Origin of the sequence: Cellulophaga sp. RHA19 (genome assembly GCF_002813425.1) — a bacterium.
GTDB lineage: Bacteria > Bacteroidota > Bacteroidia > Flavobacteriales > Flavobacteriaceae > Cellulophaga.
In genome coordinates, this window is the sequence record NZ_PHUL01000001.1 from 2,000,404 (window position 1) to 2,013,389 (window position 12,986).

Below are 12,986 nucleotides of genomic sequence, written 5' to 3' on the forward strand. Positions count from 1 at the left end.
TTTTTTATTGTTGATAAGGAGCTAGTTTTTCCCAGTTAAATACTACGCCTGTTCCAGGTTCGTTTGGAGCCACAGCTCTATGATTTTTTACAACAAGTGGTCTAGTTGTGTATTCATCTATAGGAAAACTATGTACTTCTGCCCAACCTGCGTTAGGTTGGGCAGAAACTAAACTTACGTGCAGTTCTTGCATACCATGTGAACAAGCAGGAACTCCTTGTTTATCTGCTAAACGAGCAGCTTTTAACCAGCCTGTAATACCACCACAGTTAGATGCATCTGGTTGTATAAAAGAAAGCTTTGCTTGCTCAAAAGCATACTCAAACTCATGTATAGTGTGCAGGTTTTCTCCCATAGCTAAAGGAAATCCAGTTTTATCAACTATTTCTGCAAACCCTTTGTAATCATCAGGGATAATAGGTTCTTCAAACCAAGTAATATCATATTGTTTAAAACCTTCAATAGCTTTAATAGCCTTTTCTATAGACATAGAATAATTGGCATCTACCATAAAAGTAACGTCTGGCCCAATAAATTCTCTAACAGCTTTTATTCGTTCTAAATCTTCATCTAAATTTTCTCTTCCTATTTTAATCTTAACAGCATTAAATCCGTTAGCTAAATAGGTTTTCATGTTATTAAGAAGCTTTTCTATTGGAAACTGTAAATCTATTCCGCCACAATAAGCTTTACATGTGTTATCTGTACCGCCAGCCATTTTCCATAGAGGAAGATTGGCTTTTTTACATTTAATATCCCAAAGAGCTATATCTATAGTAGAAATTGCAAATGATGCAATGCCACCACGACCAACGTAGTGAATATGCCACTCCATAAAATCGTATAAACCATCTATATCTGTGCCATCTTTACCAATTAAAACAGAAGCAAAGTCATATTCTATCATTGCTTTAATTGCGTGTCCGCCTTTACCACCAGTATAAGTATAACCAGTTCCTTGGCTGCCATCTTCTAAAGTAATAGTAGTAGTTACTAACTCAAAATGTGTGTGGTCACCGTGTTTGGCATCATTTAAAACCTCTGGCAACGGAACTTTAAATAGTTTAGCAACTACATTTTTAATTTTTGTACTCATTTTAAATATATAAAGTTGCTATTATGCTTTGTGTTTAATGTAAAAAGTCTTTTTCTCCATATACTGTTCAAAACCATATTTACCATCTTCGCCACCCGAACCAGAAAGTTTGTAACCATTATGAAAACCCTGGTGTTGTTCTCCGTGACCACGATTTACATAAATTTCTCCATATTCTAGTTCATCATTACATTTCATAATGGTATTCATATCATTGGTAAAAACCATTGCAGCAAGTCCATATTCGCAGTCATTTGCATAACCAATAACTTCATCAAAAGTTTTAAACTTTAAAACAGGTAAAATAGGACCAAAAGATTCTTCATGAACAATAGTCATATCTTGTGTTACGTTGGTTAAAACAGTAGGCTCAAACCAGTATCCTTTTTCAAATTCTGCTCCTTCTGGTCTTTTACCACCAGTAGCTATAGTTGCACCTTCTTTTACACTAACAGCAACTAAATGCTCCATATGTTTTAACTCGGCAGCATTTACTTTAGGACCCATATCTGTATTCTCTAACATAGGATTACCAACTTTTAATGCCTTAGTTTTTGTTATAAATTTTTCCATAAAAACATCGTAAATATCTTCATGCAAATACATACGTTCATTACAGGTGCAAACTTGTCCGCAATTATCAAATCTAGAATGTAAAGCAGCGTCTACAGCAGCATCAATATCAGCATCTTTAAAAACTATAAAAGGAGCTTTACCACCAAGCTCTAATTGAACATGAGTTAAGTTATTGGCTGCATTTTTTGCTATTTGCTGACCAACAGGTGTAGAACCTGTCATTGTTACCATTTTTGTAATAGGACTTTCTACCAATGCGTTACCCATAGCTCTGCCAGGACCAGTAATAATGTTTATAACACCAGCAGGTATCCCCACTTTATTTGCTAAGTTTCCTAACTCTAGTGTTGCTAATGGTGTTTCTGATGTAGGCTTAATAACAATACTATTACCAGCAACTAAAGCCGGACCTAGTTTACGGCCAGCTAAAGCCAAAGGAAAATTCCAAGCTGTAATTGCAACAACAACACCACGAGGAACTTTTTGAATCCAAATTTGTTCATTAGGATTGTCAGAAGGGATAATATCACCTTCAATTCTACGTGCACCCTCACAGGCATATCTAATAAATGAAGCAGTAACAGCAACCTCAAAACGGGCAACCTTTAAAAGTTTCCCTTGCTCTTTAGTTAATAGTTGAGCCAAATGTTCTGTATTTGCATCAATTTCATCTGCCAATTTATATAACATATCTGCTCTAGAACGGGCAGGTAATTTTTTCCATTCCTTTTGGGCTTTGTCTGCAGCTTTTAATGCATCTAAAGCTTCTTCAGCTGTTCCGTTTTGTACATTTGCTACCACTTCTTCTGTAGATGGGTTTACAATGGCTATGGTTTCTCCAGATGTAGATTTTACCCACTCTCCGTTAATAAATAACTTGTATTCTTTAGTTGATGACATAGTATTTGGTGTTATTTTTTTGTGTTCGTTTTTTTATAAGCATCCATACGCTCGGCAGCGTGGCCTTCAAACTCTCTTCTTAATTGCCAAAGAGGTCTTTCTAGGCTTAGTTCCCAAGCAAATAGTTGCTTGTATAATTTTTTAACTTTTTTAGGATATTGTGTTGCTAAATTGTTTGTCTCAGAGACATCTTCTTGTAAGTTGTATAGCTCTGCAGGCCTATCTGGAAATCGTATTAGTTTCCAATCCATATTCCTAATAGCTCCTCTGTTTTCTTTTTTCCAGAAAAGAACTTTATGCGGTCTTTCTTTATCTTCTCCTTTTAGATAAGGTATTAGATCTACACCGTCTAATTTTTTTAAGCTTGATGATTCTCCGTTTGCAACATTTAAAAATGTAGGAAAAAGATCTAAGGTGCTAATTGGGTAGTTGTATGTTGTATTTTTCTTTAACTGACCAGGCCATGACATTAAAAAGGGAACTCTAATACCACCTTCCAAATGGTTAGCTTTTGTGCCACTAAGCGGATTATTGTTAGATTGGTTTGAGTCTGATGGTCCTCCGTTATCATTGGTAAATACAACCAATGTATTATTAGCTAATCCTTGCTTTTTTAACTCATTTAAAACAGTCCCAATAGCTCTGTCCATTGCTAAAGTCATTGCAGCTAATGTTTTTCTTTTTCCGATAAGATTTGGAAATTTATCTAAATCTTGTTTTGTTGCCTGCATTGGAGTGTGTACAGCATTAAACGATAAATAGATGAAGAACGGGTCTTGTTTGTTTTTTTTAATGAATGATATTGCTTCTTTAGCCAATTCATCTGTTAAATAGCCATTGTGTTCTAAAAAGTTTCCAAACCCTCTTTCTAATCTGTCTTCATTTTTAGTTAGTACATTATTTTCGTTATAGGGTAGGTAGCTACGAGCACCTCCTCTAAAACCATAAAATGTATCAAAACCACGTTTTGAAGGGTGAAAACGGTCTGCGTTACCCATATGCCATTTTCCAAATAAGGCAGTGGTATAACCTTGTTTTTTTAAGTAATCTGCAATAGTAAGTTGGTTTGTAGGCAACCCCATATTATCACCTGTTAAACCAGAATAGCTCATATAACCGGGTACGTTATTTTCTTCAAAACCAAATTTTTGTTGGTATTGACCTGTTAACATACCGGCTCTAGACGGTCCACAAACAGCTGCACTTACGTAAGCTTGTGTAAATTTTACACTCTTTTTAGCAAGTTTATCTAGTTCTGGAGTTTTAAATTCAGTACTACCTTGAAAACCAAAATCTGCATAACCAGCATCATCAGATAGTATAAAAACAATATTAGGTTTTTGCTGGCCAAATAGTAAACTCACCTCTAAAAGGACACAAAAAAGAACTGCTATTTTTATATTTTGATGATGCATTGTTATACTATATAAATTAATTATCTACCCATCCATCCGCCATCTACTAAGACGATAGAACCACTCATATAATTTGCAGCTTCAGATGCTAAAAAGACTACAGGACCAGCAAAATCTTCTGGTTTACCCCATCTTCCTGCAGGTATTCTTGCTAAAATAGATTCTGCTCTTTCTGGATTATTACGTAAAGCTTCAGTATTATCTGTGGCAATGTAACCAGGAGCAATAGCGTTTACATTTACTCCTTTACCAGCCCATTCATTAGCAAATGCCATAGTTAACTGGCCAATAGCGCCTTTACTAGCAGCATAGCCAGGAACTGTAATACCACCTTGGTATGTTAATAATGAAGCTGTAAAAACAATTTTTCCGTTACCTCTAGCAACCATTTCTTTACCAATTTCTCTAGTAAGTATAAATTGTGCATTTTGGTTAACTTCAATTACTTTATCCCACATTTCATCTGGATGCTCTACGGCCGGAGCTCTTAAAATTGTACCAGCATTGTTTATTAGAATATCTATTTGTGGATGATCTTTTTTTACCTGATTTATAAATGTGTATAATGCTTTTCTATCAGAGAAATCGCATTGGTATGCGCTAAACTTTTTGCCTTTAGCTTCTACTTCTTTAGCCACTTTACTGCCCGTTAACTCTAAACTTGCCGAAACACCAATAATGTTTGCGCCAGCTTCTGCTAAGCCAATAGCCATAGCTTTACCAATTCCTCTTTTACAACCTGTAACTAAAGCTGTTTTTCCTTCTAATTTAAATGTATCTAAAACACTCATTTTCTTATTTCTTAAATTATAAACTACAATCCATTAATACTTTCATCCCAGAAGGATTTTTATCTATATTTTCAAATACATCCTGAATTTTACTTAATGGCTGTACATCTGTAATCATTGCCTCAAAAGGCAGTTTGTTTTCTGTTATTAATGCAATAGATTTTTCATAATCTTCTTTTTCGTAAACTCTAGCTCCAATTAAGCTTAGTTCTTTCCAGAAAAATTTAAAAAGATCTACAGGCTTTTTATCTCCGTGTATAGCAACCATTAAAATTCTACCTCTAATACCAGCAACCTCACACATAATATCTAAAGCAGGTTGTACACCAGCTACTTCAAAAACTACGTCTGCTCTTTTATCATCAGTTTTGCTTTTAACGTATTCTACTAAATCAACCTCAGTAGGGTTTACAGCATCAAAACCTAGGTCTTTAGCCATCTTAATTCTGGTAGGGTTAACCTCAGAAATTATTACTTGTGCACCAACTTCTTTAGCAACCATAGCAACCAACATACCTATTGGTCCACCTCCTAAAACAACAGCAGTTTCACCTTTTATAAGTCCGCTTCTACGTACATCATGTGTTGCTACAGATAGTGGTTCAATTAAAGCAGCTAGTTTTAAATCTGTTTCTGGTTTTAATTTATGAAGTACAAATGTGGGAACATTCCAATACTGTTGCATAGATCCAGGACTGTCTATACCTATAAATTTTAAATCTTCACAGATGTGGTTAAATCCCTTATCAGAAGCTTTAACTTTTCTGTCATCTAAAGGTCTAACAACAATTTTTTCCCCTACTTTGTAATCGGTTACATTTTTACCAACAGCATCAATAACGCCAGACATTTCATGACCAATTGTTTGTGGTATTGAAACTCTTTTATCCATCATACCGTGGTAAATGTGCACGTCGGTACCGCAAACACCAGAGTAGGCTACTTTAATACGTACTTCATCTTCAGTAGGTTCTTCAATTTTTTTATCAATTATGGCAAAAGTTTTATTGCCCTTGTATTGTGTTGCTATCATTTATTTAAGTTTCAAATAGTAAACTAGTTTCATATTTGAAACAAATATACATTTTTTTATAAGATATAAACTATCTATATAAACTTAAATTAAGTGTAATGTGTTAAAATATAGTAGTGTAGGGGTAAACCCTTTATTAAATAAGGGCTTGTAGATTATGTGTGCAATTTATGTATTGTATTATAAAGCTTGCTTTTACTGAGAAATAAAACCAAGTTTTACAGAAATATTTAAGGCATATTTTGCTACAATTTGCCCTTTTTTATGAAAATCTTCATGAGGTAATCTACCATGTGGAGCTGTTATCCAAAGCGCAGCTACTGGGTAACCAGACTCATTAAATATTGGTGCGCCTATACAGTGTATACCTTGTATATCTTCACCATTATCTATAGCATAACCATTTTGTTTTACCAATGCTAATGTTTCTTTAAACTCCTTTTTAGATGTAATGGTGTTTTTTGTGTACTTAGTAAGTGTTGTTTTTTTTAAAATTTTATCTGATTCTTCTTTGGGTAAAAAAGCTAAAATACATTTACCTCCAACCGAGCTGTGCAGGTTAAATTGCGTGCCAGGTTCTACAAATAATTTAACAGGATATGAAGATGAAACTTGTTCTAAAATTGTTCCTTTGCTGTCTAACAGAACCCCTAGCATTACAGATTCTTTTAGCTCGTCTCTTAAGGCTCGCATAACATCTATAGACATCTCTACAATGCTCTGTTCGTTCATTGCAGATATGCCTAGAGTAAGCATTTTTCTGGATAAAGTTATTTTTTTTGTAGTCTCGTTTTTCTGAAGATAATTTTTAAAAATAAGCGTGCTTACTACTCTAAAGGCAGTAGTTTTTGTTAAAGCAAGAGCTTCTGTAATTTCTGCAAGAGTTAAACCATCTTTTTTTGTAGCTAATATTTCTATAACCAATAATCCTTTTTCTAAATTAGGAACATTGTATTCTGATTTTAAATCTACTTTAGGTTTGCTCATAAGACATCTACTTATATACCGTAAAATTACTACTATTTATTCAACTACAAATAGAATAAAAAAAGGAACAATGTATAACTGTTCCTTTTTAGTGTTTAGTTTATAGTATTGCTTATTTAGATTTTACACCTTTTGCTTTGTGCGAAGTTTTTTTAGCAGAGGTAAAGCTCATTATACTTTGGTAGTCACTACTGTTGTAAATGTGAGTTAATCCCCAGCGTAAAATTTCGGTAGGATCTTTTTCTGTGTCTGCAGATCTGTTTAAGCCTATTGCATGTGCTGGTACGCCAGGAATAACAGATTTAATTTCAAAATTAATACCATCTGGAGCCCATTGTATAGTGTTTTTCTCCGGACCATCTGTAGTAATTAATGATGCAATACCACCATTATATGGCCAAACACAAATTTCATGACCACTATTACTTATTGGGTTGTATGGCGATTTTACATAAGGACCTAAAGGGTTGTCTGCAATAGCAACTCCATGGCGTATTTGTCTACCGCCAAATGTAATTTTTTCGCCCATTTGTTCTCCTTTATAATACAAGTAAAATTTACCTTTGTATGGTAAAATACAAGGGTCATGTACTTTATGACTATCAAAGTCACCTTTTTTCTCTACTGCAAAACGGTCTTGCTCTTCACCTTTCCAAATACCGTTGTCTGCTGGGCTAAGAATAGGTTCTTTGCTTTTTGTCCATGGTCCATTAGGAGAATCTGACCAAGCCAAGCCAACTTGGTTTTTTACACGTACATTGTATGGCGATTTTACAGTTTGATAGCATAGATAATATTTGCCTTCATATTTCATTATTTCTACAGTAAAAACAGATCTATCATCATAAGCACCTTTTTCACCTCTTGCTACAGCAACACCTTCTTCTTTCCAAGTTTCACCATCTTCAGACGTGGCGTACCAAATATCACACCTATCCCAAGGAAAAACTTTTTCATTTTCTATATCACCACCAAAACCCTGAGACGGGCCTAAGCTTTTACTGTACCAAACGTAATATTTACCATTTTCTTTAATAATAGCACTAGGATCTCTACGTACAACACCTTCTTCATAAGCTAAATCTCCTTTTAAAGGTTTTAAGTTAGAAAACTGTATAAACCAATTGTTACCCAAATCTGCTGGCCACTCTAATGCTCTTTTAGTAGCACTGCTTAGTGAATCTGGATTTGTAATACCTAATTCATCAATTTGCTCTGGAGTAATTTTTGTTTTAGATTCCTTTGCAACACTGCTATTGTTTGTGTTGGTATTGTTTTTACATGCTGTAATTAAAAGTAAATAAGTAAATGCACATAATAATATTTTATTTCTGTTCATAGTATTAATTGTTGTTTGGTTCTATAGTAATTTTTATTTCGTTGCTATTTATTGTGTCAGAGTTTACTTTAATTGTAATTGGGTTTGTCTTGTCTTTTAAAGACTGAATAATTAAAAGAGCTTTTCCTCTATAGGTTTTAATTTTATTATTTTTAAAATACTGTGTATTGGTTATACTACCATTATCTACACCAAGTAATTTGGCATCACCAATAATTTTAAAATCTATAGTCTTGTCTTCTGATTTTATAGGGTTTCCGTCTTTATCTTCAATTTGCGCAACAATGTGTGCAACACTATAACCGTCTGCTGTTAATATCTCTTTGTCTGCAGTTAGTTTAATTGTAGTAGGCTCTGATGTTGTAATTATTTTGGTTTCTACTTTTTTATCAGCTTTTAACCCTACTGCTTTTAAAGTACCTTTTTTAAAAGGAACAGCCCATTTGTATATATGATCTTCAAAATCACTTAGTTTTTTTATCCCTAATGATTTGTCATTCAAATAAAGCTCAACCTCTTCACAGTTAGAGTATACTTCTATAACTGTAGTTTCATTTTCTTTATAGTTCCAGTGTTCATTTACGTTATGCCATTGCCATAAAGCAGTTTTCCATTTGCCTTCTTTTTTTTCTACAGGATTGCTGTTGGCATCTAGTTTGTAAATAGATTTATCTAAAATTTGAGAAGTAATGTAAATATTTGGTTTGTTATTCCATAGCGTATTAAACATATGGTATGATGGTTTTTTAAAGCCAGCTAAATCTAACAGACCACTAGAGGTACCTTTTTTTGGCCAGCCTTTGTTAGATTCCCCCATGTAATCTATACCTGTCCATAAAAATGTACCAGAGATAAAAGGTCTTTCCATTACAGCTTTCCATTCATGCCATTGCCCTAAATTTTCTGTTCCCATAACAGGTAAATTAGGATAGTTTTTGTGTCCGTAGTCATATATTACTCTACGGTAACTAAAGCCAATAATATCTAAAGCATCTGCATAACCAGACTCATAACTAGAAGAAGGTAAAATGCTGTTTGCAATTACATATCTAGTAGTATCTAACTCTTTAGTCCATTTTGCTAGCTTTTTGGCTGTTTCACCAATATCATATTTAGCTTTAGGTAGGGTGTTTAATTTTTCTTTTATGGTGTTAATATCGTTAGGTGGTAGTGACCAAAAATAGTTTCCACTCCAATCCATATTATTAAAAAAGCCTGTAGATTCTGCATTTCTTGGATATGTCCATTCAATTTCATTTCCTATGCTCCATTGAAAAATTGACGGATGATTTCTGTGTGATAAAACTGTGTTTTTTAAATCTTTTTCTGCCCATTCTTGAAAATGTTCTACATAGCCTCTTGTGATATAGTCAACACTTTTTTCGTTCATATTTTTTCTCTTGTCCTTTGGGTTGTCCCATTCATCAAAAAATTCATCTTGTACAAGAAATCCCATTTCATCGCATAAATCTAAAAACTCATTAGAAGCAGGGTTGTGAGATATTCTAATAGCATTACAACCTATATCTTTTAATGCTTGTAATCTTCTTTTCCAAACTCCTTTTGGTACAGCTGCACCAACAAGCCCAGCATCATGGTGTAAACAAACACCTTTAATTTTTCTGTTTTTTCCGTTTAAATAAAAGCCTGTATCAGCATCAAACTTTATACTGCGTATTCCAAATTTTGTTTTTTGAGTGTCAATTACATCATCATCTAACTTAATTATAGTAATTGCAGTATATAGAGTAGGGTTGTTGGTATCCCATAACTTAGGGTTATCAACAGTAATAGCAGTTATGTCTTTTAATAATGCATTTTTAGCTACAGATATTTTTTTGGTGTCTGTATTTACAACTATATCATTTTTGTCATAAATAGTTGTGGTTAGCTCTGCTGTTTTTGTAGTGTTGTATTTGTTATTTATAGTTGTTTGTATGTTAACAGTAGCTAGTTCACTAGTTATGCTAGGTGTTGTAATAAAAGATCCCCAAATAGGAATATGTAGCTTGTTTTTGGTTATAAACTTCACATTTCTGTATATTCCAGAGCCAGTATACCATCTACTATCTGCGTATCTAGTCCTATCTACTTTTACGTTTATAGTATTTTCTTTTCCATTTTCTTTTAGAGCATCAGTAATATCATAATAAAAGGGAGAGTAACCATAGGGGTGAAAACCTAACTTGGTGTTGTTTAATGTAATAGTTGCATTGTTATATACACCGTCAAAAACAATATATGCTACTTGGTTATTATTTAAATTTGCAGTAAATTTTTTCTCATAATATCCAATTCCACCTAATAAATAACCTGTAGCACCTTCACCTTTTATAGAGTCAAATTTATTAGAAATACTCCAATCGTGTGGTAATCTTATTTTTTGCCAATCGTTATCTTTAATGCCTGAGACAGAATCTTCAAGTTTAAAATTCCAATCAAAATTAAAGTCGTTTTTTGGAACTACAGTTTCTTGTGTACTACAGCTAATTGCTGTAATTAAGAATAGAGTAATAATAGCTATTTTGTATTTCATTTTACAATTGTTTGTATTCTAAAACTTTTAGGTGTTATGGTAAGGCTATACTTGTGTCAATTCTAAAATGAAAAATGTATAGTCAATAATGCAAATATGTATATATATTGATACTAAAATATATATAAGGACTAGACAATAACTGAACAACACACAATACGTTCTATCTTTTTAAACATTTGGACTAGACATTAATTTAACAACTTAAAAAATGAAGACTTTAAGTAGAAAATATTTTTTTTACAGTAAAATAACAGAAGCTTAAAATATAGAGTAAAAGAGGTGTGTTATATCTTGGGAAGCAAATGGTAGAAAAACAATTTATTATAAAATAAAAAAACCTTGCAGAAAAAATCTGCAAGGTTTAAAGTAAAGATTTCTCTTTGTGACCGGGCTGGGGCTCGAACCCAGGACCCTCTCCTTAAAAGGGAGATGCTCTACCAACTGAGCTACCAGGTCATTATTCCAGCGAAGCAGCATATTGCTGTTTGCGGGTGCAAATATATAACCTTTATTTTATTCTGCAAGGGTTTTTCTTGTATAAATACATTTAAAATATAATAAAATTTGTAACCCCTTAACAAAGAATAAATTAAAATAAATAATATTAAAAATAAAGCATAAAAAAAACCGAAAGTTTATACTTTCGGTTTTTGTGACCGGGCTGGGGCTCGAACCCAGGACCCTCTCCTTAAAAGGGAGATGCTCTACCAACTGAGCTACCAGGTCATTATTCCAGCGAAGCAGCATATTGCTGTTTGCGGGTGCAAATATATGACCTTTATTTAATTTCACAAGGACTTTTTTAAATTTTATTCTATTTTTTTTATTTCGATATAAAATAGAGCATCTTTGTATAAAAAAGATACATGCAGATAGTACTTATTGGTTATATGGGGAGTGGAAAATCTACAATAGGGAAGGAGCTTTCCAAACGTTTGAAAATCAATTTTTTGGATTTAGATTCTTATATAGAACAAAAATATGAAATGACTATTTCTGAGCTCTTCACTGCTAAAGGAGAAATATTTTTTAGGAAAGCAGAAATAGTATGTTTGAATGAGATTTTTGCCTCAAAAGAAGATTTTGTACTCTCTACAGGAGGAGGAACTCCTTGTTATGGAGATAACATTAACGTAATGACTAGTAATACCAATAATGTATTTTATTTAAACGTACCTATCCCAGAATTAATAAAAAGGTTAGTAAAAGAAAAAGAACAAAGACCGTTGATAGCTAATGTCCCAGAAAACGAGTTACCAGAGTTTATAGGAACGCACTTGTTTGAGCGTAGTTACTTTTACACAAAAGCACACCATACTATTTTAGTACAGCAGAAAGAGGCATTTAAAGTAGTAGATGAAATTGTAGAGAAACTAGTTTAAGTAAACAGCATCATCATTATCTTTAAATTCTACTTCTATATGTTCTTGTAACGATGTAGATAAAGAAATTCCTTTGTAGTCTGCCTTTACAGGATATTTTTTGTGATTTCTATTTACTAAAACCCCTGTTTTAAGCTGGCGTAATGGTACTTTTAAAAAATGAAAAACACCATAAATTAATGTGGTTCCAGAGTTTAGTACATCATCTATTAAAACAACAGATTTGTTTGTGTATTCTTCTTTTGTGATAGATGTAGTGACACCACTTTCTAATGGGTTTTTTTTGTTCATTTTTACAGTGCAAAGCGTAATTTTTGCAGTTGTAATATCTTCTAGAACAGCACTAAGTTTTTTTGCAAATTTGAGCCCGCCACCTTCTATACCGGCAATTATAATCTCTGTCTCTTCAACATTAGCTTCGTATATTTGGTAAGCTATGCGTCTTATTTTATGCTGAATTTGGTTGTGAGATAATATTTTGTTCTGCATTTGTGCTTTAGTTTTATATAGTCAAAGATAGTAAACACTTTTTAAGTGTTATTCTTCTTCTGTAGAATTTGTGGTCGTATAATCGTCTATTTCTCTACGGTCTTTTTTGGTAGGTCTTCCAGTTCCCTTTTTTCTGTAATAATCCTTAGAGTATTTTAGTAAGTCAGAGTGCTCAAAAGCTTCTTTAGGTGTAGTATCTTTTCTGTACATATCTACTAATTTTGCTCCAACTCTGTTTGGCGGTACATCTAAAATAGTAAACTGGTAATTAATTTGGTTTTTGCGTACTGTTATTTTATCCATAGGAAAAACATCTCTAGACGGTTTAACTACTTTATCATTTACTTTAATATGTCCTTTTTTACAGGCCTCAGTAGCAATATTTCTTGTTTTAAAATAGCGTGTGCACCATAAATATTTGTCTATCCTCATATTAACT

General features: G+C 33.1%; 11 protein-coding genes and 2 tRNA genes. 1 reads left to right on the forward strand and 12 read right to left on the reverse strand.

What is annotated here, in order from left to right; translation table 11 throughout:
• Positions 1-4: 4 nt before the first annotated feature.
• The 10 genes from AX016_RS08740 to AX016_RS08785 form a co-directional block, all read right to left on the reverse strand.
• Positions 5-1,096 (reverse strand): mandelate racemase/muconate lactonizing enzyme family protein, encoded by a 1,092-nt coding sequence (locus AX016_RS08740; RefSeq protein WP_100895240.1) that lies wholly within the window; start codon positions 1,094-1,096, stop codon positions 5-7.
• A 21-nt stretch (positions 1,097-1,117) separates the two neighbouring features.
• Positions 1,118-2,572, reverse strand: coding sequence for an aldehyde dehydrogenase (gene aldA / locus AX016_RS08745; protein WP_100895241.1), 1,455 nt, complete (start codon positions 2,570-2,572; stop codon positions 1,118-1,120).
• 11 nt (positions 2,573-2,583) lie between these two features.
• On the reverse strand, positions 2,584-3,987 hold the full coding sequence (locus AX016_RS08750) for a sulfatase (RefSeq protein WP_100895242.1): 1,404 nt from the start codon (positions 3,985-3,987) through the stop codon (positions 2,584-2,586).
• Between the two features lie 20 nt (positions 3,988-4,007).
• The gene (locus AX016_RS08755) at positions 4,008-4,778 is read right to left on the reverse strand and encodes an SDR family oxidoreductase (protein ID WP_100895243.1); all 771 of its coding nucleotides are present in this window, start codon (positions 4,776-4,778) and stop codon (positions 4,008-4,010) included.
• 16 nt (positions 4,779-4,794) lie between these two features.
• Complete coding sequence (locus AX016_RS08760) at positions 4,795-5,811, reverse strand: zinc-dependent alcohol dehydrogenase (RefSeq protein WP_100895244.1); 1,017 nt, start codon at positions 5,809-5,811, stop codon at positions 4,795-4,797.
• Between the two features lie 195 nt (positions 5,812-6,006).
• A complete protein-coding gene (locus tag AX016_RS08765) occupies positions 6,007-6,798 on the reverse strand; it encodes an IclR family transcriptional regulator (RefSeq protein ID WP_100895245.1) in 792 nt (263 codons plus the stop codon).
• Positions 6,799-6,910: 112 nt separating this feature from the next.
• Positions 6,911-8,137 (reverse strand): glycoside hydrolase family 117 protein, encoded by a 1,227-nt coding sequence (locus AX016_RS08770; RefSeq protein ID WP_100895246.1) that lies wholly within the window; start codon positions 8,135-8,137, stop codon positions 6,911-6,913.
• A 4-nt stretch (positions 8,138-8,141) separates the two neighbouring features.
• A complete protein-coding gene (locus AX016_RS08775; RefSeq protein ID WP_100895247.1) occupies positions 8,142-10,673 on the reverse strand; it encodes a glycoside hydrolase family 2 TIM barrel-domain containing protein in 2,532 nt (843 codons plus the stop codon).
• Between the two features lie 386 nt (positions 10,674-11,059).
• A tRNA-Lys gene (locus AX016_RS08780) sits at positions 11,060-11,132 on the reverse strand.
• Positions 11,133-11,329: 197 nt separating this feature from the next.
• A tRNA-Lys gene (locus AX016_RS08785) sits at positions 11,330-11,402 on the reverse strand.
• Positions 11,403-11,542: 140 nt separating this feature from the next.
• On the opposite strand from AX016_RS08785, the gene AX016_RS08790 reads away from it, so the two are divergent.
• On the forward strand, positions 11,543-12,058 hold the full coding sequence (locus tag AX016_RS08790; RefSeq protein WP_100895248.1) for a shikimate kinase: 516 nt from the start codon (positions 11,543-11,545) through the stop codon (positions 12,056-12,058).
• On the opposite strand, the gene AX016_RS08795 is transcribed toward AX016_RS08790, so the two are convergent.
• Both AX016_RS08795 and AX016_RS08800 read right to left on the reverse strand, forming a co-directional pair.
• On the reverse strand, positions 12,050-12,547 hold the full coding sequence (locus AX016_RS08795) for a phosphoribosyltransferase family protein (protein ID WP_100895249.1): 498 nt from the start codon (positions 12,545-12,547) through the stop codon (positions 12,050-12,052). The two genes, AX016_RS08790 and AX016_RS08795, sit on opposite strands and share 9 nt — an antisense overlap.
• A gap of 48 nt (positions 12,548-12,595) precedes the next feature.
• Positions 12,596-12,979, reverse strand: coding sequence for an RNA-binding S4 domain-containing protein (locus AX016_RS08800; protein ID WP_100895250.1), 384 nt, complete (start codon positions 12,977-12,979; stop codon positions 12,596-12,598).
• Positions 12,980-12,986: the final 7 nt, after the last annotated feature.